Here is a 21,142-nt window from a genome sequence, read left to right on the forward strand (position 1 = left end):
CGGCATGGTAACGGATGCATGGCCTCGGGCTCCACTGGATGGCGATGGATACCCGCACCATGACTGCGTAGAGTGGGCAAAAAACACACAGGGATCACCTTATGTGCCTGATTGTTTTCGCCTGGCGACCGGGCCACGCCCAACCGCTGATCGTGGCGGCCAACCGCGACGAATTCTATGCCCGCCCCAGCCTGCCGCTGGCGCAATGGCCCGAAGCTCCGCAGGTGCACGCCGGGCGCGACCTGGAGGCGGGTGGCACCTGGCTGGGTGTCGGCGCCAATGGGCGTTTTGCTGCGCTGACCAACATCCGCGACCCGCATCGACCGCCGGGGCGCCGGTCTCGCGGTGAACTGGTGGCAGGATTCCTCACCAAAGACCTGCCAATTGACGACTATTTAGACGACGTTGTCGCCCGTTCGCCGGAATATGGCGGGTTTAACCTGCTGATCGGCAACGCCAACGAGCTGTGGCACTTCAATGCCCGGGAATCGGAAGCAGTGATGCTGCCACCGGGGGTCTACGGCCTGTCGAACGCCGGGCTGGATACGCCGTGGCCGAAACTGCTCAAGGCCAGGGCGGCGTTGAGTGAGGTGCTGGATGATCCGCAACCCCAGGCGTTGTTGGCCTTGCTGAACGACCCGCAGACCGCACCCTTTGCCGAGTTGCCGGATACCGGGGTGGGGCTGGCGACAGAGACGTTGCTGTCGAGTGTGTTCATTGCCAGCCAGAGTTATGGCACGCGGGCGAGTACGGCGTTGATTGTGCAGGCGGATGGGTCGCGGCGTTTGGTTGAACGGAGTTTCGGGCCGTATGGGGGGCATCTTGGGGAAGTGGAAATCAGGATTTAGTTGCGTTGTCCGTGCCGGCCCCTTCGCGAGCAAGCCCGCTCCCACATTAGATCTATGAACGACGCAAATCCCCTGTAGGAGCTGGCTTGCCAGCGATGAGGCCCTCAGCGTTTCAGAGAACCTTGATCGCCGCCGGATTGATCATCCGCGCCAGCCCAAGGTTCTTCAGCGCCAACTGCAGCGAGCTGTGGATAACCTGCGGGTTGTCGATGGTCATCAGCTCGGCGAGCAATTCCTTGGCCTTGCTCAGGTTGATCTGGCGCAGCATCCACTTCACCTTCGGCAGGTTGGTGGCGTTCATCGACAGGCTGTCGAAGCCCATCGCCATCAACAGCACCGCCGCAGCCGGGTCACCGGCCATCTCGCCGCAGATGCTCACCGGCTTGCCTTCGGCATGGGCGTCGCGCACCACGTTCTGCAGGGCCTGGAGCACCGCCGGGTGCAGGTAGTCATAGAGGTCCGCCACCCGCGGGTTGTTGCGGTCCACGGCCAGCAGGTACTGGGTCAGGTCGTTGGAGCCGACCGACAGGAAGTCCACCTGACGTGCCAGTTCCTTGGTCTGATAAACCGCCGCCGGAATCTCGATCATCACACCGACAGGCGGCATAGGCACGTCGCAGCCTTCGTCGCGGACTTCGCCCCAGGCCCGGTGAATCAGGTGCAAGGCCTCTTCCAGCTCGTGAGTGCCGGAGATCATCGGCAGCAGGATCCGCAGGTTGTTCAAGCCTTCGCTGGCCTTGAGCATGGCGCGGGTCTGCACCAGGAAGATTTCCGGGTGGTCGAGGGTGACACGAATGCCGCGCCAGCCGAGGAAAGGGTTGTCTTCCTTGATCGGGAAGTACGACAGCGACTTGTCGCCGCCGATGTCCAGGCTGCGCATGGTCACCGGTTGCGGGTGGAAGGCGGCGAGTTGCTCGCGATAGATCGCAAGCTGTTCCTTTTCGCTGGGGAACCGCTGGTTGATCATGAACGGCACTTCGGTGCGATACAGACCCACGCCTTCGGCGCCGCGTTTCTGTGCCCGCGCCACATCCGCCAACAGGCCGGTGTTGACCCACAGCGGCATGCGGTGGCCATCGACCGTGACACACGGCAGGTCACGCAGCGCATCGAGGCCCAGGGCCAGTTGTTTCTCTTCCTCGACCATCTCGGCGAACTGCTTGCGCAGCACGTCGCTGGGGTTGGTGTAGACCTCGCCGCGATGACCGTCGACGATCATGCCGATGCCATCGACCTTGGAATACGGCAGGTCGACCAGGCCCATCACCGTCGGAATGCCCATGGCCCGGGCAAGAATCGCCACGTGGGAGTTGCCCGAACCGAGTACCGACACCAGGCCCACCAGCTTGTTTTCCGGCACCTCGCCGAGCATGGCCGGCGTCAGTTCCTCGCTGACCAGGATGGTGTTGTCGGGGTAGACCAGGGTTTGCTGGCGCTCTTCCTGCAAGTAGGCGAGCAGGCGCCGACCAAGGTCCTTGACGTCCGAGGCGCGCTCACGCAGGTAGGCGTCGTCCATCAGTTCAAAACGGTTGACGTGATCGGTGACCACCTGGCGTAACGCGCCCTGGGCCCACTGGCCGGTCTTGATCACGGTGGTCACTTCGTTGCCCAACGCCGCGTCGTCGAGCATCATCAGGTAGACGTCGAACAGGGCCCGTTCTTCCGGGCGCAACTGGGTGGCGAGCTTGGCCGACAAGGTGCGCATGTCGGCCCGAACGCCTTCGATGGCGGTCTTGAACAGCCCGAGTTCAGCTTCGATGTCGGTAATGGTCTTGTCGGGCACCACGTCCAGGTCGGCCGGTGGCAACATGACCACCGCCGTGCCCACCGCCGCGCCAGGCGAGCCCGGCACACCGACGAACTTGGCTTCCTGGATACCCTTGCCCTGCCGGCCCAGGCCACGGATCGAACCGGTGGCCTCGGCATGGGCGATAACCCCGGCGAGCTGCGCGCTCATGGTCACGAGGAAGGCTTCTTCACCTTCATCGAACTGGCGGCGTTCTTTTTGCTGGATGACCAACACGCCGACGACGCGGCGGTGGTGAATGATCGGCGCCCCGAGGAACGACGCGTAGCGCTCTTCACCGGTTTCGGCGAAGTAGCGGTAACGCGGGTGATCCGCGGCGTTTTCGAGGTTCAGGGGTTCTTCACGCGTGCCGACCAGGCCGACCAGACCTTCATTGGGCGCCATGCTGACCTTGCCGATCGAGCGCTTGTTCAAGCCCTCGGTGGCCATCAGCACGAAGCGGTTGGTCTCCGGGTCAAGCAGATAGACCGAGCAGACCTGGCTGCCCATGGCCTCTTTGACCCGCAACACAATAATCCCCAACGCCGCCTTGAGATCCTTGGCGGAGTTAACTTCCTGGACGATCTTGCGCAGCGTATTGAGCATGGCTCGGGGTCGAACTCCGTCGTCAGTCGCGCGCTAAAAGGCGCGGGGCAAGCTCTTTGAGGGCGCGTCGATACACCTCGCGCTTGAATGTCACCACCTGGCCCAACGGATACCAATAGCTGACCCAGCGCCAGCCATCGAATTCCGGTTTACCGGTCAAATCCATCCGCACCCGCTGCTCGTTGGAGATCAGGCGCAGGAGAAACCATTTCTGTTTCTGGCCGATGCACAGCGGCTGGCTGTGCGTCCTGACCAGACGTTGCGGCAAACGATAGCGCAACCAGCCCCGGGTGCAGGCGAGTATTTCAACATCTTCGCGCTCCAGGCCCACTTCTTCGTTCAGCTCGCGGTACAAGGCGTCTTCCGGCGTCTCCTGGGGGTTGATCCCACCTTGAGGAAACTGCCAGGCATCTTGATTGATACGGCGAGCCCACAGCACCTGGCCGGCATCATTCGTGAGAATGATCCCGACATTAGGACGGAAACCATCGGGGTCGATCACGGCAACAACCTCGCAAACGCATGTCGTCGCATTGTTCCACAAAGGTTGTGAAGGCAGCAACGCGCCGGTCTACGTTATGTGCACTCTTGTGAAAAGTCCGTATTCTGGACGCCTTTCTACAGACTTTTCAGCGAGTAACTGCAATGCGGCTGGCTTTATTCGACTTGGACAACACGCTTCTGGGCGGCGACAGCGACCATGCCTGGGGCGATTACCTGTGTGAGCGCGGCTTCCTCGACGCCGTCGCCTACAAAACACGCAACGACGAGTTTTACCAGGACTACCTGGCCGGCAAGCTGGATAACGCCGCCTACCTGAACTTCTGCCTGGAAGTGCTCGGCCGTACCGAAATGGCCACCCTGGATCTGTGGCACAGCGACTACATGCGCGACTGCATCGAACCGATCATGCTGCCCAAGGCGATCGAGTTGCTGGCCAAACATCGCGATGCCGGCGACAAACTGGTGATCATCACCGCCACCAACCGCTTCGTGACCGGCCCCATTGCCACACGCCTGGGCGTCGAGACCCTGATCGCCACCGAATGCGAGATGCAGGACGGCCGTTATACCGGGCGCAGTACCGATGTACCGTGCTTTCGTGAAGGCAAGGTGACAAGGCTGAATCGTTGGCTGGAAGAGACCGGGTTTTCGCTGGAAGACAGCTACTTTTATAGCGACTCGATGAATGATCTGGCGTTGCTGGAGCAGGTGGCGAATCCGGTGGCGGTTGATCCGGATCCGAATTTGCGGGCTGAGGCTGAGAAGCGTGGGTGGCCGGTGATTAGCTTGCGCGATTAATTGAGCTCCACCCTGTAGGAGCGAGCTTGCTCGCGAAAAACTTAAGGTCGCTGCGGAGAGTCAGGCACCCCGCGTTTTCGTTAACGACCATCGCGAGCAAGCTCGCTCCTACACAGGCTTGGCCCCCATCAACCCGGCAATCGCCACAAAACAGACAAAACTGAACAACGCCAGGGCAAAGGTAAATCTGCCCACCCCACCCGGCGTCTTGCGCAATCTATTCAGGCGCACCAACAACCAGAACCACGCCAACGCCGCCACGGTGTAAAGCACACTGGAAGCCAGCAACCAAGTCTGCCCCAACGGCCAACCCACCAGGTGCACCATCCCCCAGCCGGTAAACGGCATGCTCAACAGCGCCAGCCCCATCAACAACCAAACAAACACTCGCGGCCGTTGCAGGGTGCGGCTGCCTGCCGTCGCGTCGCCGCTACGCCGCGCGCGCCAAACCCAGATGCCCAAGCCCAGCGCACCCAGCAGCAGCACCACCGTCGCCACCATGTGCGCCGCTTTCAGGGCGGTTAACGTTTCCATCGTCGCTATTCCTTATGACCTGCCCATCAGCGTAGCCGCTCAGCCAAGAAACAGCTGATAGGCCGGGTTGTCGCTTTCATCCCAGTACGGGTAGCCAATTTCTTCCAGTGCCGCAGGTACCAGGTGACGTTCATCGTGAGGTACTTGCAGGCCCGCGACCACACGGCCATCGGCCGCACCATGGTTACGATAATGGAACATCGAGATGTTCCAGCGCCCGCCGAGCTTGTTGAGGAAGTTGAACAGCGCACCCGGACGCTCCGGGAATTCGAAGCGCAGGATCACTTCATCGACCACGTGCGCGGCACGACCGCCAACCATGTGACGGATGTGCAACTTGGCCAGTTCGTTGTCGGTCAGGTCGACGACCGGGAAACCCTGCTCGCCAAGGCTGGCGATCAACGCGCGGCGCGGGTCGGTGTCCGGATGGGTCTGCACGCCAACGAAGATGTGCGCTTCGCTGCCGGTGTTGTAGCGGTAGTTGAATTCGGTGATCTGGCGCTTGCCGATGGCTTCGCAGAACGCCTTGAAGCTCCCCGGCTTCTCAGGGATGGTCACGGCGATGATGGCTTCGCGGCCCTCGCCCAGTTCGGCGCGCTCGGCGACGTGACGCAGGCGGTCGAAGTTGACGTTGGCCCCGGAGTCGATGGCCACGAAGGTCTGGCCGCTGACGCCGCGGGACTCGACGTACTTCTTGATCCCGGCCACGCCCAGGGCGCCGGCCGGTTCGGTGATCGAACGGGTATCGTCGTAGATGTCCTTGATCGCCGCACAGATTTCGTCGGTGCTGACGGTGATGACTTCGTCGACGTAGTCTTTGCAGATCTCAAAGGTGTACTGGCCGATCTGGGCCACCGCAACGCCGTCGGCGAAGATACCCACGGTCGGCAACACCACGCGCTCGCCGGCCGCCATGGCGGCTTGCAGGCAATTGGAGTCATCCGGTTCGACGCCGATGATTTTGATGTCCGGCCGCAGGTACTTCACGTAGGCCGCGATACCGGCGATCAGGCCGCCGCCACCCACCGGCACGAAGATCGCATCCAGGGGCGCGGGGTGCTGGCGCAGAATCTCCATGGCCACCGTGCCCTGCCCGGCAATGGTGTGGGGATCGTCGTAGGGGTGAATGTAGACGTAGCCTTTTTCGTCGACCAGTTTCAGCGAGTAGGCCAGGGCCTCCGGAAACGAATCGCCGTGCAGCACCACTTTGCCACCGCGCGAACGCACGCCTTCGACCTTGATCTCGGGTGTGGTCTTGGGCATGACGATGGTAGCTTTCACGCCCAGGACCTTGGCGGCCAGGGCCAGGCCTTGGGCATGGTTGCCCGCGGAAGCGGTGACCACGCCGCGGGCGCGCTCTTCGTCGCTCAGTTGAGTCAGCTTGTTGTAGGCGCCGCGAATCTTGAACGAGAACACCGGCTGCAAGTCTTCACGCTTGAGCAAAATCTCGTTGCCCAGCCGCTCGGAGAGCTGACGGGCAGTCTGCAATGGGGTTTCTACGGCAACGTCATAAACGCGCGAGGTGAGGATCTTTTTGACGTACTGTTCAAGCATCGGAAAGCATCACTGAGCGGGTTGGGCAGGATCAAGGAGTCTAACCCGGCTTTTGGCCGCACGACCACCTGTTGTAGGAGCGAGCTTGCTCCGGGCGGCGTTCCGACGAAAACGCAATGACGCCGCTGGACACCTGTTTTTACGCGTTTTCGTTCACGACCATCGCGAGCAAGCTAGCGCCTACAGTGACCCGGGAGACCGACCCGCCAATCGGGCAATGACCTTCCCGGCCCCGAAGCCTATAATGCCGGCCTTTCGTTCCCTCTTCGGCACTTCGGAGCCCGCATGACCCAGGATCAACTCAAACAGGCCGTAGCCCAGGCCGCCGTCGACTTCATCCTACCGAAACTCGATGACAAGAGCATCGTCGGGGTCGGCACCGGCTCCACCGCCAACTGCTTCATCGACGCCCTGGCCCAGCACAAAGGTGCATTCGACGGCGCGGTCGCCAGCTCCGAAGCCACCGCGGCACGCCTCAAGGGCCACGGCATTCCGGTGTACGAGCTCAATACGGTCAGCGACCTGGAGTTCTACGTCGACGGCGCCGACGAGAGCGACGAGCACCTGAACCTGATCAAGGGCGGCGGCGCGGCCCTGACCCGCGAGAAAATTGTCGCGGCCGTGGCCAAGACCTTCATCTGCATCGCCGACGCCAGCAAGCTGGTGCCGGTCCTGGGCGCGTTCCCGCTGCCCGTGGAAGTGATCCCGATGGCCCGCAGCCATGTGGCCCGCCAACTGGTGAAACTCGGCGGTGACCCGGTCTACCGTGAAGGCGTGCTGACCGACAACGGCAACATCATTCTCGACGTGTTCAACCTGGAGATCACCAACCCGGTCGAGCTGGAATCGCAGATCAATGCGATCGTCGGCGTGGTCACCAACGGCTTGTTCGCGGCGCGTCCGGCGGATCTGCTGTTGCTGGGCACGAGCGAAGGCGTAAAAACCCTGCGCACCCAATAAGAACACGCACAACCCCTGTAGGAGCTGGCTTGCCAGCGATGGCGGCGTTACATCCAACGAAGATGTTGAATGTCATGGCCTCTTCGCTGGCAAGCCAGCTCCTACAGGGTGCGCGTTTCAGCTTCAGGGTTGTGCAGGCTTCTTGAAGACGTAAAACAAGTTCGGCTCACTCACCAGGTACATCGTACCGTCGTCATCCATGGCGATCCCTTCCGCTTGCGGCACGGTCTTTTGCAGACCCTGACGCCCCTTGTTCAGCGACATGGTGCTCAGCGGCCGACCGTCCACATCCAGCTCCAGAATCAGTCGCGACTCGTCGGACAACGCCAGCAAGTGCCCGCTGCGCTCGTCGTATTGCAGGCTCGACAGATCTCGCACAAACATCCCGGCGTCGCGCTTGGGATTGTTGACCACATGCACCGCGTAGGATTTTTCCGGATTGAAATGCGGAAACCCGTGCACTTCGTAGATCAGCATCGGGTCACGCTCCTTGGCCACGAACAGCCGTTTGCCCACCGAATCATAAGCCAGCCCCTCGAAACCCTTGTTGCCGCTCATGTGCACACCGAGGGTCATCTGCTCCGCGTCCGCGGCGTCGAGGAAGGTGGTGTCATGCTCAAGATGAATCTTGATCAACCGTTGCTGGCGCTCGTCCGTGATCACGTAGGTGTCGGCGCTGATGAATTCAACGGCCTCAGGATCACCAAAGCCTACCATCGCGATGCGGCGCAGAATCTTGCCGTCGAGGGACAGCTCGATCAATTCGGAGTTTTGGTTGGTGACGGTGAACAGGCTTTTGCGCACCGGATCGAAGGTCAACGCTGACACATCGTCGTCCAGCCCTTCAATGACCTGCCCCTCCAACACCACCCGATACTGGTCCAGGCCAATGGACTGGCTGTTCGTCGGCTGCCAGAGCGTGTGCAGGTTGAACCAGCCGCGCTCGAACAGGCGCAGGTACTGGCCGACCGCGATCAATACGCTCAGGGCAATCACCGACAGGAGCAAAAGCAGGGGTTTGGGGCGGGCTAATCGACGCATTCAGGTGGGCTCGGGATTCAGAACAGGCGGATGAAATATCACGCCTGGCTGAACTGAAGCTTAATGGCCATTGGCCTGATCCTACAACCAGCGGCAAAAATACCTACAGGTAAAGGCGATTACTTCTGTTTTTCCAAGCGATAAAACAGGTTTGGCTCACTCACGATGTAAATCGAGCCGGCCTCGTCCATGGTCACGCCTTCGGCCCGCGGAATGGTCTTCTTCAGGCCGTTGAAGCCAGCCAGCAAGGTCATGAAGCTGACCTGCTCGCCTTTCTCGTCCAGCTCCAGCAACAGGTGCGAGTCAGCAGACAACACCAGGGTGTGGCCGGTCCGTGGATCGATGGCCAGGGCAGACAGGTTGCGGATGTCCAGCTCATCACTGGCAAGCTTTTGCTTGCCACCGGTGAGTGTCTTGCCGTCGCCTTTCCAGGTGAACAGCGCGGGCGGACGTTCTTCACCCAACAGCAATTGCTGATTGCGCGCATCCCAGGTGACAGCCTCGAAGGCCTTGTTCTGGTCTTTCGAAGGGCCGAGGTCGTACTTCGGATAATCAGCGATGTTCAGCTCGCGAGTGTCGGCGTCGACCTTGACGAGGATCACCTGGTGGTCACGTTCATCGACAATGGCCAGCATCCCGTTGCCCAGGGCCGTCACCCCTTCAGGATTGCTCCAGCCTACCAATGGCATTTTGCGCAGCACATCGCCTTGCAGCGACAACTCGACCAGGAACGGATTTTTACCCATCACCGAAAACAGGGTCTTGGTCTGGGCATCGTAGGTGACATCCGACGCTTCATCCTTTTCCATGCCCGGCAGTGGCTTGGCGTCGATCACCGCATGGTAGTCCGGCAGCCAGACACTGTCCTGGCGCTCGGCCGGGCTTTCAAAACGCTCCTGCAGCCAGAGCACGCCACGGTCATCCCAATGCATGGCAAACGCCAGGCCATAGGCGGCGGCGACCAACAGCAACAGCCAGGAATACCAACGCAGGGCAAAGCGCGAGCGACGGGCAGGTTTGAGCGACGAGAGCGGTTGAGTGGCCATCAGGGCATGCGTTCCAGAAATTCAGGCTTGGGGTAATAGCACAACCGCACCCCCTGTAGGAGCTGGCTTGCCAGCGAAGGCGCTATAACAGTCAACATGGATGTTGAATGTAAAAGGCCTCTTCGCTGGCAAGCCAGCTCCTACAAGGGTTTTGCGTTGCTTAGCGAACGCTGCTGGTGAAGCTGCTGGCGCCCGGCAGTTCCAGGACGATCTCGTCACCGACATTCAGCGGGCCAACACCCACTGGCGTACCGGTGAGGATCACGTCACCGGCCTGCAGCGAGAAGCAGCCGGCCATGTGCTGGATCATCGGCACGATCGGGTTGAGCATCGCGCTGCTGTTGCCGTCCTGGCGCACTTCGCCATTGATGGTCAGGCGAATGCCAATGTCGGTCAGGTCGGCGAAGGTGCCGCCGGAGACGAACGGCGCAATCACCGCCGCACCGTCGAAGGACTTGGCGATTTCCCAGGGCAGGCCCTTGGATTTCAGCTCGGCCTGCTTGTCGCGCAGGGTCAGGTCCAGGGCCGGGGCGAAGCCGGAAATGGCGTCGAGCACTTCTTCAACGCTGGGTTTGGTCGACAAGGGCTTGCCGATCAGCACCGCGATTTCCGCTTCGTAGTGCACCGAGCCACGCTCGGTCGGAATGCTGAAACCGCCTTCCAGCGGCACCACACAACTGCCGGGCTTGATGAACAGCAGCGGCTCGGTCGGTACCGGATTGTCCAGTTCCTTGGCGTGTTCGGCGTAGTTACGGCCAATGCACACCACTTTCCCCAGCGGGAAGTGAATACGCGTTCCGTCGACATACTGGTGCTGATAGCTCATTACCGACTCCTGCTTCGTTGCACTTAAGTTCGAAAATCAAACAGCAAAAATCTTGCCCGGGTTCATGATGCCGTTCGGGTCGAACACCGCCTTGACGGCTTTCATGTACTCGATTTCGACTGGCGAACGGCTGTAGGTCAAGTAATCGCGCTTGGTCATACCCACGCCGTGTTCGGCGGAAATCGAACCGTTATACTTCTCGACGGTTTCGAACACCCACTTGTTGACGGTGGCGCACTTGGCGAAGAACTCGTCCTTGCTCAGGTTATCCGGCTTGAGGATGTTCAGGTGCAGGTTGCCATCGCCGATGTGGCCGAACCAGACGATTTCGAAGTCCGGGTAGTGTTCGCCGACGATCGCGTCGATTTCCTTGAGGAACGCCGGGACTTTCGAAACAGTGACCGAAATGTCGTTCTTGTACGGCGTCCAGTGGGAAATGGTTTCGGAAATGTATTCGCGCAGTTTCCACAGATTCTGCAGCTGGGTTTCGCTCTGGCTCATCACGCCGTCCAGCACCCAGCCCTGCTCGACGCAGTGCTCGAATGTTTCCAGGGCGTGGTTGGCCACTTCCTCGGTGGTCGCTTCGAATTCCAGCAGCGCATAGAACGGGCAGTCGGTTTCGAACGGCGCCGGCACGTCACCACGGCCCATGACCTTGGCCAGGGCCTTGTCGGAGAAGAATTCGAAAGCGGTCAGGTCCAGCTTGCTCTGGAACGCGTGCAGCACCGGCATGATCGAATCGAAATCGGCAGTACCCAAGACCATGGCAGTCAGGTTTTTCGGCGCGCGATCCAGGCGCATGGTCGCTTCGACCACGAAACCGAGGGTGCCTTCTGCACCGATGAACAGCTGGCGCATGTCGTAGCCGGTGGCGTTCTTGATCAGGTCGCGGTTCAACTCCAGCACGTCGCCCTTGCCGGTGACGACTTTCATGCCCGCCACCCAGTTACGGGTCATGCCGTAGCGAATTACCTTGATCCCGCCGGCATTGGTGCCAATATTGCCGCCAATCTGGCTGGAACCTGCCGAGGCGAAGTCCACCGGGTAGTACAGGCCTTTTTCTTCGGCCACGTTCTGCAGATGCTCGGTAACCACGCCAGGCTGGCACACGGCGGTGCGGTCGGTCAGGTTCACGTCGAGGATCTGGTTCATGTAGTCGAACGACACGACGACTTCGCCATTGGCTGCGACGGCAGCGGCAGACAAGCCGGTACGACCACCGGACGGCACCAGCGCCACCTTGTGTTTATTGGCCCACAGGACAATGGCCTGGACCTGCTCGGTGGTCTTGGGGAACACGATGGCGGTCGGGGCAGGAGCGAAATGCTTGGTCCAATCCTTACCGTAAGCATTCAGGGAGTCGGCGTCGGTCAACACCTTGCCAGGCTCAACCAGGGTCTTCAGCTCATCAATCAGGGCAGGATTGGTCATCGACAGAACTCTCGAACAATTCATGGTCATCCTGAGAACGCTTCACGTCGCAGGAATGAGTGTTTAGCGGGGTGCATATGCTAGCATACCGACCCCGCAGCATAGTGCCCAACGGCTGTTCTGCGGCGACGGCATTCTTGTCGTCCGGGTCAGCGTCTGTTGACCATTTCCTGCCATTTTTCTCCGGGATACAGGTTTACGCAGATGAGCAAGACTTCTCTCGATAAGAGCAAGATCAAGTTCCTTCTTCTCGAAGGCGTCCACCAATCGGCTGTCGACGTCCTCAAGGCGGCGGGCTACACCAGCATCGAGTACCTCACAGGTTCTCTGCCGGAAGCCCAGCTCAAGGAAAAGATCGCTGATGCTCACTTCATCGGCATTCGCTCGCGCACTCAACTGACCGAAGAGATCTTCGATCACGCGAAGAAGCTGGTGGCGGTAGGGTGTTTCTGCATCGGCACCAACCAGGTCGACCTGAGCGCTGCCCGCGAACGCGGTATCGCCGTGTTCAACGCGCCGTACTCCAACACCCGTTCCGTTGCCGAACTGGTGCTGGCCGAAGCGATCCTGTTGCTGCGCGGTATCCCTGAGAAGAACGCTTCCTGCCACCGTGGCGGCTGGATCAAGAGCGCGGCCAACTCCTTCGAGATCCGCGGCAAGAAGCTGGGCATCGTCGGCTACGGCTCGATCGGTACCCAACTGTCGGTCCTGGCCGAAGGCCTGGGCATGCAGGTGTACTTCTACGACACCGTGACCAAGCTGCCACTGGGTAACGCCACCCAGGTCGGCAACCTGCACGAACTGCTGGGCATGTCCGACATCGTGACCCTGCACGTACCGGAAACCGCTGCGACCCAGTGGATGATCGGCGAGAAGGAAATCCGCGCCATCAAGAAGGGCGGCATCCTGATCAACGCCGCACGCGGCACCGTGGTCGAACTGGACGCCCTGGCGGACGCGATCAAGGACAAGCACCTGATCGGCGCGGCCATCGACGTGTTCCCGGTGGAGCCACGCTCCAACGACGAAGAGTTCGAAAGCCCGCTGCGTGGCCTGGACAACGTGATCCTGACCCCGCACATCGGTGGTTCCACCGCCGAGGCGCAGGCCAACATCGGTCTGGAAGTGGCTGAGAAGCTGGTCAAGTACAGCGACAACGGTACTTCGGTATCGTCGGTGAACTTCCCGGAAGTGGCCCTGCCGGCTCACCCTGGCAAGCACCGCCTGCTGCACATCCACGAGAACATCCCGGGTGTGATGAGCGAGATCAACAAGGTCTTCGCCGAAAACGGCATCAACATCTCCGGTCAGTTCCTGCAGACCAACGAGAAAGTCGGCTACGTGGTCATCGACGTAGACGCCGAGTACTCGGACCTGGCGCAACAGAAGCTGCAACACGTCAACGGCACCATCCGTAGTCGGGTGTTGTTCTAAGAGCAGCTACAAGCGGCAAGCGGCAAGTGGCGTTCGTCTCTGCTTTTACTTGAAGCTTAAAGCTTGCCGCTATAAAAAAAGGGAGCCCCAGCGAAGCGGGCTCCCTTTTTTTATTTCACATTGACGGTAATCTTCTCCGATACGATCGGCGGATCGAACGGCATGTGGCCGCTGTCGCCCAGCTCCAGCTGCAAGGTATGCTTGCCTGGCGTCAGCTTTACTTCAGCCTGGGTCTGCGCCTTGCCGAAGTGCAGGTGGTTGGCATCGTTGGGGATCGGCTGGCCGGCGGCCGGCAGTTCATCGACATCGATCAGCAGGTGGTGGTGACCGGTGTTCTTGGTGACATCACCCGCTGGCGCCAGCGCAATGTCCTTGACGGCGAACTTGACCACGACAGTCTGCGGGACCGTTGCACCGTCTGCCGGAGAAACGATGGACACTTCAGCGCCCTTGGGCGCTGGCGTTGCGGCACTGGCCAACACTGAAACGCCCATCAACAGGCCAGCGAAAGCAGCACGTGACATAAAGGTTTTCATTCTCTTCTCCAGTTTTTCCGTAAAATTTCCGTGACCATCACAACTTCATGGTCAATCGTTGTCGAAGGCACTCGACAACCATAGCAAAGCGAGCCTGATCCAGAGCGTCGCGATAATGATTTCAAAGGAGTGACCATGCGTTTTCTGCCTGGCCTGATCTGCCTGCTACCCCTTTTGAGCCCGTTGGCTCATGCCGAACTGATTGATGACGTGAACGACCGCGGTGAATTGCGCATTGCCCTTGAGGCTAATACACCGCCCTTCAATTTCAAGAAAGACGGCAGCCTGACGGGCTTCGAAGTCGAATTGGGTCAAATGCTGGCCAGCGAACTGGATGTGCGCGCCGACTTTGTCGTCACTGACGCCAGTGACCTGCTGACCGGCGTGGAAAGCGGCAAGTACGACGTCGCCATCAATCACATTGCAGAGACCTCGGCGCTCAAGGATCGTTTCGATTTCAGCGAACCTTACATCAAGACCAATGCGCAATTGATCGCGCAGAAGGACGAGCCGCAATCGATCCTGCTGGTGCAGTCGCTGACGGAAGAAAAGCCCAAAGCCAACCCGGCCGTGAGCCTGGCGATTCCGTTCCAGAAGGGTAACCCGGCGTTTCACGCCAGCCTGGAAAGCGCGTTGCAGCGGATCAAGGCCGATGGCCGCCTGCAAGCGCTGGAGGAGAAATGGTTTGGGGCGGAATCGGGGGCGGCACCCAAGCCCTGAATTCGCCGAATAACCCTGTGGGAGCGGGCTTGCTCGCGAAAGCGGTGTGTCAGGCGATATGATTGTCGGCTGACACTACGCCTTCGCGAGCAAGCCCGCTCCCACATTGGTCCTGTGTTGGTAGTTAGTCGAGTGCTGCCAAGGATTCAGCTGCTTCGGCCAACTCCAGCTCGCTGAAAACCTGGACGCCATGGCGCCTGAGCAGCGCCGCCGTCACACCTTCGCCAGTGACTTTCACCCCACTGAACGTCCCGTCATAGGTCAGCAGGTTGCCGCACGAGGGGCTGTTGGCCTTGAGCACGGCAATACGGATGCCATGCCGTTGCACCAACTCCAGCGCCAGATAAGCCCCCGACAGAAACTGCGCGCTGACGTCCTCGCCCTCGGTGGTGATCACCGACGCCTGGCCATCCAGCACTTCACCGCCCTGCCCGCCCGGAATCTCCGCCGCCGCACGGGGCGTTGGCAGGCCACCGGCGACTTCCGGACACAACGGCACGACCCGACCTTCGTCGAGCCACGCCTGAAGCTGATCGAACGGCCCGCTGGCCCCGCCGTCGTAACGTACGCGGTGACCCAACAGGCAGCGGCTTACCAGTATTTTCTGCATGATCAGAACGGCTCGTTGCCTCGACGCCGGAACCAGCCGGTCAACGACAGGCGCTCGCGGTTCGCAGGCAGGACTTCATGGGGGACCTCCCCCGACAGGAACACCACCAGGCATCCACCGACGGGTACCACATCGTATTGCTCAGCATCGTTCAGGTACATACGCAGCTGCCCCCCATGCTCCGGAAGCCAGGCGTCATTGAGGTAGACCACCGCCGACACCATGCGTCGGTCGTCGTCACGAAAACGGTCGACGTGCTTGAGGTAGAACGCACCGGGTGGATACATCGCGAAATGGCTCTCGAAATCCTCCAGCCCCAGGAACAGGCCACGGTTCAGCGCCTCGCGCAGGCTGTCCATCAAGCCCAGATAGCTGTCGCAAACCTGGGCCTGGCCGGGCTCGATCCACTGGATATGATCACCGCGAATCCCCTCGCGGATCTCCGACGACGGGCCTCGCCCCACGGCGGCCGGGGCCAGCTCACCCTCGGCGGCACGTTTACGGCACTCGGCCGCCAGCGCTCGGGTCAGATCCTGAGACAGGAAAATATTCTGCTGCGACCAACCGCTGGCGGCCAGGTCGTCGACGATTCGTAACAGCAGCGGGTGATCAGAAGGTATTTGCATGGCGCGCATAGTATTCCTGCGCCTGGAAATCCGACAGAGCCACGCAGCGGGTTGATACGAATTCTCGACAAGACTCTATGCCACACGGAGAATAGTCGCCTGCTGACAGGAGTCCCTATGCGCCGTTTGCTTTTCTCCCTGCTGATGCTCTGTGTGATGCCCGCCTGGGCAGACGGCCACGACCAACTGTACAAGGTCGCCGGCTGGCCAGAACAACGCGCGCATTTCAACGACGCCCTCTCGGCCGCCCAACAGCGCTACCAGAGCAGCCTGCCACCTGCGGTGTTCCAGGCGTTGGTCGCCAACAGCAATCAACGTTTCGACCCCAAGGCCGTGGACCAGCGTGCCGAAGCGCAATTGCGCAAGAACCTCGCCGATCCGAAACCGGCCCTGGCGTTCTTTCAATCACCCCTGGGCAAGAAGATCGTCGCCGCCGAATTGCTCGCCACCCGCCGCGATCAACTGGCGAAAAACGCCAAGGGCTTGCCCAAGATGCAGGCCAGCGATAGCCGCCTGTTGATCATCGGCCACCTGGCCCAGGCCCTGCCTGCACGCGAGGCCGGTGCGGAAGTCAGCCTGGCGATTGCCGGTGTCGCGGCCGACAGCCTCAGTTCGATGATTCCGGGGCTGCTCGGTGCAGGACAGGCCCAAGGCATGTTGAACGGGCAGCGTCAGCGCTTGATGGAGCAGATCGGCAGCGACCTGAACAATACGCTGCTGTACGTCTATCGCGATCTGTCCGATGAGGAACTGGAAGAGTTCGCCACCTTTGCCGAGTCGGCGGAAGGCAAGGCGTATTACCAGGCGGCGCTGGCGGCGATTCGGGCGGGGTTGGCGGTGGGGCAAAGCACTTCCAATCTCAGCCAGTGATTGTTGGCGATAGTCAGATCGCTATCGCCAGCAGGCTAGCTCCCACAGGGGGCCGGTGCATGCAGATCCATTGTGGGAGCCAGCCTGCTGGCGATGAGGCCCTGACAATCGCTACAGATTGCGCCCCTTGATCCGCTTGCTCAAAAACCCGAAATACTCCCCGCGCAATACCAGCGTCTCATTCGCCAGATGATGCCGCGCCTCTGGCAGCAGCAATACCTGCGGCCGGTCGAACTTGCCCCGCAGCACTTCAAGGTTGTGCTGCCAATCCACGGTCATGTCCGCCTGCCCCTGCACAATCAGCGGCCGGCGCGCGCTGGCCGGTGCCGCTTCGACGCGCTTGATCCAGCGCGCCAACGCTCCCACCCACGCCGTCGGCAGGCGTAGCGGCTGCAACGGGTCGGCTTGCAGGAACGGCAGGAAGGCCGGGTCGCCGGAATTCTCGCTGAAGCGCCGGGCAATGGCTTTGACGAAAGGCCTGAGCAGGTAATAACTCACTTGCGACCAGCCCCACGCCCGTGGCCGCACCAGCGGCGCCAACAGGATCACCTGGCCCTGGGCCGGGCTGCTCGCCCCGGCATTGAGCACATGATCGACCACGATCGCGCCCCCCGTGCTTTGCCCGCACAAGTGCCACGGTTGCGGCAGGCCGATGGACAACGCCTCGGCGAACAATCCTTGCAGGGTGTCCTGATACTCGGCGAAATCCTTGATGCTAGCCCGCTCGCCACTGGACAGCCCATGGCCCGGCAAATCGCAGGCAATCACGGCGAAGCCCTGCTCCAGCGCCCACTCGATCACATGCCGGTAGAGACCGGTGTGGTCGTAGAAACCGTGAAAGACAAACAGCGTCGCCTTCACCTGCTCTGGCCACCAGACCTGGCTGACCACCTCATAACCATCGACCTTGAAACACCCCAGGCCGCTGCGGACATTGCGCGACGAAAAATCCAGCCCATAAAACCGCTGATAGGCCTGCGCCTCCGCTGACAAGGGCAGCCCCTGCGCCAGCGGCCGCAGGCTGGCACGCAGATGATCGGGGTCGAAGGTCACTGACATGGGCATTCCAGAGCGCGAAACGGACTTTATGGACCTGCGATATTCATCTGTCGCAGCAAGCATGGCAAGCTAGTCGACCTTCAAGGAGTGAACCCATGCGCTCGCCCTATCGCGCCGCCCTGCTCGCCAGCCTGCTTGCCCTCGTGTGCGCCGCAGTGCTGTGGGCCGCCTACGACTGGTTTCAGGGGCGCTACCTGCGGGCATTCAGCGAGCATACGGCGATGTTCTCCGGTGATCCGCTGCGCCTGCCCGACAACCTGGCCGGCCCCGGCGCCATCCGACTCGTGCACTTCTGGGACCCAGCCTGCCCATGCAACGTCGGCAACCAGCAACACCTCAGCGAACTGGTTGAACTCTATGAGCCCCAGGGCGTGGAGTTTTATGCCGTGCAAAAACCAGGCAGCCACGGCCAGTTGCCAGGCACCTTGAACACCTTGAAACCCATCAGCGTCCTGCCCGGCTCCGAACAGATCCCCGCCAGCCCCGCCGTGGCGATATGGGATCGCGCCGGCAAACTGGCGTACTTCGGGCCCTACAGCGAAGGCCTGACCTGCAACTCCAGCAACAGTTTTATCGAACCGATCCTGCAAGCGCTGAACCAGGGCCGCGAAGTGAATGCCACCCACACACTGGCCGTGGGGTGTTACTGCCCCTGGCCTGTCACCCCTACGCAGTAACGCAGACAGCCGACGAGAATCCCTCCTACGGGCGATGGGCCAAAACAGGCCTGTCGTGTTAAACAGTCTCGCCAGGGAATGCTGTCACCGATAACAATAAAAGGAGTCACCATGAAACGTAGCCTGACCGCGCTCGGTTTGCTGATCGTCGCGCTCGCCGCTGGCGGCGGCTGGTATGTCTACAGCAAGCAGCCGTCACGCCAGGGCATGGTGGAACTGCAGCACCTGCAAGGTTCGGTCACCGTGCGTTATGACGAGCGCGGCATCCCGCACATCCGTGCCGACAACGAAACCGACCTGTACCGTGCCCTCGGCTACGTCCACGCCCAGGATCGGCTGTTCCAGATGGAGGTCCTGCGACGCCTGGCCCGTGGCGAACTGGCCGAGGTACTCGGGCCGAAACTGCTCGACACCGACAAGCTCATGCGCAGCCTGCGCATTCGCGAACGCGCCGAAACCTACCTGGCGAACATGGATAAGCAATCGCCCGCCTTTCTTGCCCTGCAGGCCTACCTGGACGGCATCAACCAGTACCAGGACAGCCACGCCAAACCGATAGAGTTCGATGTGCTGGGCATCGCCAAGCGCCCGTTCACCGCGCAGGACACCATCAGCATCGCCGGTTACATGGCCTACAGCTTTGCCGCGGCGTTTCGCACCGAACCGCTGCTGACCTACGTGCGCGATCAATTGGGTGGCGACTACCTGAGCGTCTTCGATCTCGACTGGCAGCCCAAGGGCGTGCTGGCAAACCAACACAACAAAGCCCCCTCACCTCTGGCCAGCGCCGACTGGAAAGACCTCAACGCCCTTGCCCGCCTGAGCGAACAGGCCCTGGCCGACAATGGCCTGCCACAATTCGAAGGCAGCAATGCCTGGGTGGTTTCCGGCAACCACACCAAAAGTGGCAAGCCGCTGCTGGCCGGTGACCCGCACATCCGCTTTTCCGCGCCGTCGGTGTGGTACGAAGCGCAGCTCTCGGCGCCGGGCTTCGAGCTCTATGGCCATTACCAGGCCTTGATGCCATTCGCGTCCCTGGGCATGAACCGCGACTTCGGCTGGAGCATCACCATGTTCCAGAACGATGACCTCGACCTGATCGCCGAAAAGGTCAATCCGGACAATCCCAACCAGGTCTGGTACCGCGGCAAGTGGGTGGACATGGTCAGCAGCGAGCAGCAGATCGCGGTCAAGGGCCAGGCACCTGTGACCCTGACGCTGCGCCAGTCACCCCACGGTCCGATCGTCAACGATGCGCTGGGCAAGGCCGGCGGCAAGACGCCGATCGCCATGTGGTGGGGGTTTCTCGAAAGCCAGAACCCGATCATCGAAGGCTTCTACCAGCTCAACCGCGCCGACACCCTGGCCAAGGCCCGTAGCGCGTCTGCGAAGGTCCAGGCGCCCGGCCTGAACATCGTCTGGGCCAATGCCAAGGGCGACATTGGCTGGTGGGCCGCGGCGCAACTGCCCAAGCGCCCTGCCGGAGTGAAGCCGTGGTTCATCCTCGATGGCAGCACCTCGGATGCCGACAAGGACGGCTTCTACCCGTTCAGCGCCAACCCGCAGGAAGAGAACCCGGCCCGGGGCTATATCGTCTCGGCCAATTTCCAGCCGCTGTCGTCGACGGGGATGGAGATCCCCGGTTACTACAACCTCGCCGATCGCGGCCAGCAACTCAATCGCCAGCTCAGCGACAAGACCATCAAGTGGGACCTGGAAAACAGTCAGGCGCTGCAACTGGGCACCACCACCGCCTACGGCCCGCGCCTGTTGGCGCCCCTACTGCCGACGCTGCGCGAGGTGGTCAGCGATCCTGCAGAGCTCAAGCTGGTGGAGCAGCTGTCCCAGTGGCAGGGTGACTACCCGCTCGAGTCCACCAGCGCCACGCTGTTCAACCAGTTGCTGTTCAACCTTACTGACGCGGCGATGCGCGATGAATTGGGCAATGATTTCTTCGAAACGCTGCTCTCAACCCGGGTGATCGATGCCGCGCTGCCGCGCCTGGCGGCCACGGCAGACTCACCCTGGTGGGACAACCGCAATACCCCCGCCAAGGAAACCCGCGCCGATACCGTCAAGGTTGCCTGGCAGGCCAGCATCGCCCACCTCAAGGCCACGCTGGGTGGCGATTTCTCGCAATGGCAATGGGGCAAGGCGCACACACTCACCCATGGCCATCCGTTGGGGCAGCAAAAGCCGCTGGACCGGCTGTTCAATATCGGCCCGTTCGCGGCTCCCGGCACCCATGAAGTGCCGAACAATCTCTCGGCCAAGATCGGCCCGGCGCCGTGGCCGGTGACCTACGGCCCATCGACCCGACGCCTGATCGACTTCGCCGACCCCGCCCACAGCCTGACGGTCAACCCGGTCGGCCAGAGCGGCGTGCTGTTCGACAGGCACTTTGACGATCAGGCCGAGGCGTATATCGAGGGGATGTATTTCCAGGCGCATCTCAATGATGAAGAGGTGACGGCGAATACTCGGAGTACGTTGAAGCTGTTGCCGGCGCGTAGCGCTCAGTAGATTTGTATTGGCTGGACTGGCCCCATCGCCAGCAGGCTGGCTCCCACAAAGCTGTTGCCAGCGCGGGGGCTCAGTAGATTTGTGTTGGCTGGACTGGCCCCATCGCCAGCAGGCTGGCTCCCACAAAGCTGTTGCCAGCGCGGGGGCTCAGTA

20 protein-coding genes are annotated in these 21,142 nt (G+C 61.2%); 8 read left to right on the plus strand and 12 right to left on the minus strand.

Annotated elements, in window-relative coordinates; genetic code table 11:
* Positions 1-101: 101 nt before the first annotated feature.
* On the plus strand, positions 102-848 hold the full coding sequence (locus SOP95_RS07150; RefSeq protein WP_274073602.1) for an NRDE family protein: 747 nt from the start codon (positions 102-104) through the stop codon (positions 846-848).
* 112 nt (positions 849-960) lie between these two features.
* Here the strand turns inward: SOP95_RS07150 and ptsP are convergent, their stop codons facing one another.
* Entirely contained in the window at positions 961-3,240 is a 2,280-nt protein-coding gene (gene ptsP, locus SOP95_RS07155) for a phosphoenolpyruvate--protein phosphotransferase (RefSeq protein WP_274073603.1), read from the minus strand.
* A 22-nt stretch (positions 3,241-3,262) separates the two neighbouring features.
* Positions 3,263-3,742 carry an RNA pyrophosphohydrolase gene (locus tag SOP95_RS07160; protein WP_007897732.1) on the minus strand — a complete coding sequence of 160 codons (480 nt, stop codon included), beginning with the start codon at positions 3,740-3,742 and terminating at the stop codon, positions 3,263-3,265.
* A gap of 143 nt (positions 3,743-3,885) precedes the next feature.
* Between SOP95_RS07160 and SOP95_RS07165 the strand changes: the two genes are divergently transcribed.
* Positions 3,886-4,542, plus strand: a complete 657-nt coding sequence (locus tag SOP95_RS07165; RefSeq protein ID WP_323606647.1) for an HAD family hydrolase — start codon at positions 3,886-3,888, stop codon at positions 4,540-4,542.
* A 108-nt stretch (positions 4,543-4,650) separates the two neighbouring features.
* On the opposite strand, the gene SOP95_RS07175 is transcribed toward SOP95_RS07165, so the two are convergent.
* A complete protein-coding gene (locus SOP95_RS07175; RefSeq protein WP_323606648.1) occupies positions 4,651-5,076 on the minus strand; it encodes a DUF2269 domain-containing protein in 426 nt (141 codons plus the stop codon).
* A 39-nt stretch (positions 5,077-5,115) separates the two neighbouring features.
* Positions 5,116-6,630: a threonine ammonia-lyase, biosynthetic gene (gene ilvA, locus SOP95_RS07180; protein ID WP_274073606.1), complete on the minus strand. Its 1,515-nt coding sequence runs from the start codon at positions 6,628-6,630 to the stop codon at positions 5,116-5,118.
* A 285-nt stretch (positions 6,631-6,915) separates the two neighbouring features.
* Here ilvA and rpiA point away from each other — a divergent pair, with 285 nt between their 5' ends.
* A complete protein-coding gene (rpiA, locus tag SOP95_RS07185) occupies positions 6,916-7,590 on the plus strand; it encodes a ribose-5-phosphate isomerase RpiA (RefSeq protein WP_323606649.1) in 675 nt (224 codons plus the stop codon).
* Between the two features lie 123 nt (positions 7,591-7,713).
* Here rpiA and SOP95_RS07190 read toward each other — a convergent pair whose 3' ends face one another.
* The 4 genes from SOP95_RS07190 to SOP95_RS07205 form a co-directional block, all read right to left on the minus strand.
* On the minus strand, positions 7,714-8,631 hold the full coding sequence (locus tag SOP95_RS07190; RefSeq protein WP_274073607.1) for an SdiA-regulated domain-containing protein: 918 nt from the start codon (positions 8,629-8,631) through the stop codon (positions 7,714-7,716).
* A 119-nt stretch (positions 8,632-8,750) separates the two neighbouring features.
* On the minus strand, positions 8,751-9,677 hold the full coding sequence (locus SOP95_RS07195; RefSeq protein WP_323606650.1) for an SdiA-regulated domain-containing protein: 927 nt from the start codon (positions 9,675-9,677) through the stop codon (positions 8,751-8,753).
* A gap of 160 nt (positions 9,678-9,837) precedes the next feature.
* The gene (locus SOP95_RS07200) at positions 9,838-10,503 is read right to left on the minus strand and encodes a fumarylacetoacetate hydrolase family protein (RefSeq protein WP_160386172.1); all 666 of its coding nucleotides are present in this window, start codon (positions 10,501-10,503) and stop codon (positions 9,838-9,840) included.
* A 36-nt stretch (positions 10,504-10,539) separates the two neighbouring features.
* Complete coding sequence (locus SOP95_RS07205) at positions 10,540-11,934, minus strand: FAD-binding oxidoreductase (protein ID WP_060543975.1); 1,395 nt, start codon at positions 11,932-11,934, stop codon at positions 10,540-10,542.
* Positions 11,935-12,138: 204 nt separating this feature from the next.
* On the opposite strand from SOP95_RS07205, the gene serA reads away from it, so the two are divergent.
* Positions 12,139-13,368 (plus strand): phosphoglycerate dehydrogenase, encoded by a 1,230-nt coding sequence (gene serA, locus SOP95_RS07210; protein ID WP_020797315.1) that lies wholly within the window; start codon positions 12,139-12,141, stop codon positions 13,366-13,368.
* Between the two features lie 110 nt (positions 13,369-13,478).
* On the opposite strand, the gene SOP95_RS07215 is transcribed toward serA, so the two are convergent.
* On the minus strand, positions 13,479-13,904 hold the full coding sequence (locus SOP95_RS07215; protein ID WP_274073610.1) for a DUF4399 domain-containing protein: 426 nt from the start codon (positions 13,902-13,904) through the stop codon (positions 13,479-13,481).
* Positions 13,905-14,039: 135 nt separating this feature from the next.
* On the opposite strand from SOP95_RS07215, the gene SOP95_RS07220 reads away from it, so the two are divergent.
* Positions 14,040-14,624: a transporter substrate-binding domain-containing protein gene (locus SOP95_RS07220; RefSeq protein WP_274073611.1), complete on the plus strand. Its 585-nt coding sequence runs from the start codon at positions 14,040-14,042 to the stop codon at positions 14,622-14,624.
* 124 nt (positions 14,625-14,748) lie between these two features.
* On the opposite strand, the gene SOP95_RS07225 is transcribed toward SOP95_RS07220, so the two are convergent.
* Both SOP95_RS07225 and SOP95_RS07230 read right to left on the minus strand, forming a co-directional pair.
* The gene (locus tag SOP95_RS07225; RefSeq protein WP_323606651.1) at positions 14,749-15,234 is read right to left on the minus strand and encodes a DUF523 domain-containing protein; all 486 of its coding nucleotides are present in this window, start codon (positions 15,232-15,234) and stop codon (positions 14,749-14,751) included.
* A gap of 2 nt (positions 15,235-15,236) precedes the next feature.
* Positions 15,237-15,869 (minus strand): 2OG-Fe(II) oxygenase, encoded by a 633-nt coding sequence (locus SOP95_RS07230; RefSeq protein WP_323606652.1) that lies wholly within the window; start codon positions 15,867-15,869, stop codon positions 15,237-15,239.
* Positions 15,870-15,977: 108 nt separating this feature from the next.
* Here SOP95_RS07230 and SOP95_RS07235 point away from each other — a divergent pair, with 108 nt between their 5' ends.
* Complete coding sequence (locus SOP95_RS07235; RefSeq protein ID WP_274073614.1) at positions 15,978-16,730, plus strand: DUF2059 domain-containing protein; 753 nt, start codon at positions 15,978-15,980, stop codon at positions 16,728-16,730.
* Positions 16,731-16,841: 111 nt separating this feature from the next.
* On the opposite strand, the gene SOP95_RS07240 is transcribed toward SOP95_RS07235, so the two are convergent.
* Positions 16,842-17,789 carry an alpha/beta hydrolase gene (locus tag SOP95_RS07240; protein ID WP_274073615.1) on the minus strand — a complete coding sequence of 316 codons (948 nt, stop codon included), beginning with the start codon at positions 17,787-17,789 and terminating at the stop codon, positions 16,842-16,844.
* Positions 17,790-17,884: 95 nt separating this feature from the next.
* On the opposite strand from SOP95_RS07240, the gene SOP95_RS07245 reads away from it, so the two are divergent.
* Both SOP95_RS07245 and SOP95_RS07250 read left to right on the plus strand, forming a co-directional pair.
* Positions 17,885-18,466 carry a DUF6436 domain-containing protein gene (locus SOP95_RS07245; RefSeq protein ID WP_323606653.1) on the plus strand — a complete coding sequence of 194 codons (582 nt, stop codon included), beginning with the start codon at positions 17,885-17,887 and terminating at the stop codon, positions 18,464-18,466.
* Positions 18,467-18,577: 111 nt separating this feature from the next.
* The gene (locus SOP95_RS07250) at positions 18,578-20,989 is read left to right on the plus strand and encodes a penicillin acylase family protein (RefSeq protein ID WP_323606654.1); all 2,412 of its coding nucleotides are present in this window, start codon (positions 18,578-18,580) and stop codon (positions 20,987-20,989) included.
* The last annotated feature ends 153 nt before the right edge of the window (positions 20,990-21,142 follow it).

Origin of the sequence: Pseudomonas sp. YuFO8 (assembly GCF_035065025.1) — a bacterium.
Classification (GTDB): Bacteria; Pseudomonadota; Gammaproteobacteria; order Pseudomonadales; family Pseudomonadaceae; genus Aquipseudomonas; species Aquipseudomonas putida_AE.

Excerpts from the sequence above, each read along its gene's own strand:
- serA (WP_020797315.1), top strand. The coding sequence starts at position 12,139 with ATGAGCAAGACTTCTCTCGATAAGAGCAAGATCAAGTTCCTTCTTCTC.
- rpiA (WP_323606649.1), top strand. The coding sequence starts at position 6,916 with ATGACCCAGGATCAACTCAAACAGGCCGTAGCCCAGGCCGCCGTCGAC.
- ilvA (WP_274073606.1), bottom strand. The coding sequence starts at position 6,630 with ATGCTTGAACAGTACGTCAAAAAGATCCTCACCTCGCGCGTTTATGAC.
- SOP95_RS07200 (WP_160386172.1), bottom strand. The coding sequence starts at position 10,503 with ATGAGCTATCAGCACCAGTATGTCGACGGAACGCGTATTCACTTCCCG.
- SOP95_RS07245 (WP_323606653.1), top strand. The coding sequence starts at position 17,885 with ATGCGCTCGCCCTATCGCGCCGCCCTGCTCGCCAGCCTGCTTGCCCTC.
- SOP95_RS07240 (WP_274073615.1), bottom strand. The coding sequence starts at position 17,789 with ATGTCAGTGACCTTCGACCCCGATCATCTGCGTGCCAGCCTGCGGCCG.
- SOP95_RS07150 (WP_274073602.1), top strand. The coding sequence starts at position 102 with ATGTGCCTGATTGTTTTCGCCTGGCGACCGGGCCACGCCCAACCGCTG.
- SOP95_RS07235 (WP_274073614.1), top strand. The coding sequence starts at position 15,978 with ATGCGCCGTTTGCTTTTCTCCCTGCTGATGCTCTGTGTGATGCCCGCC.
- SOP95_RS07190 (WP_274073607.1), bottom strand. The coding sequence starts at position 8,631 with ATGCGTCGATTAGCCCGCCCCAAACCCCTGCTTTTGCTCCTGTCGGTG.
- SOP95_RS07215 (WP_274073610.1), bottom strand. The coding sequence starts at position 13,904 with ATGAAAACCTTTATGTCACGTGCTGCTTTCGCTGGCCTGTTGATGGGC.
- SOP95_RS07250 (WP_323606654.1), top strand. The coding sequence starts at position 18,578 with ATGAAACGTAGCCTGACCGCGCTCGGTTTGCTGATCGTCGCGCTCGCC.
- ptsP (WP_274073603.1), bottom strand. The coding sequence starts at position 3,240 with ATGCTCAATACGCTGCGCAAGATCGTCCAGGAAGTTAACTCCGCCAAG.
- SOP95_RS07165 (WP_323606647.1), top strand. The coding sequence starts at position 3,886 with ATGCGGCTGGCTTTATTCGACTTGGACAACACGCTTCTGGGCGGCGAC.
- SOP95_RS07230 (WP_323606652.1), bottom strand. The coding sequence starts at position 15,869 with ATGCGCGCCATGCAAATACCTTCTGATCACCCGCTGCTGTTACGAATC.
- SOP95_RS07220 (WP_274073611.1), top strand. The coding sequence starts at position 14,040 with ATGCGTTTTCTGCCTGGCCTGATCTGCCTGCTACCCCTTTTGAGCCCG.
- SOP95_RS07205 (WP_060543975.1), bottom strand. The coding sequence starts at position 11,934 with ATGACCAATCCTGCCCTGATTGATGAGCTGAAGACCCTGGTTGAGCCT.
- SOP95_RS07195 (WP_323606650.1), bottom strand. The coding sequence starts at position 9,677 with ATGGCCACTCAACCGCTCTCGTCGCTCAAACCTGCCCGTCGCTCGCGC.
- SOP95_RS07225 (WP_323606651.1), bottom strand. The coding sequence starts at position 15,234 with ATGCAGAAAATACTGGTAAGCCGCTGCCTGTTGGGTCACCGCGTACGT.
- SOP95_RS07175 (WP_323606648.1), bottom strand. The coding sequence starts at position 5,076 with ATGGAAACGTTAACCGCCCTGAAAGCGGCGCACATGGTGGCGACGGTG.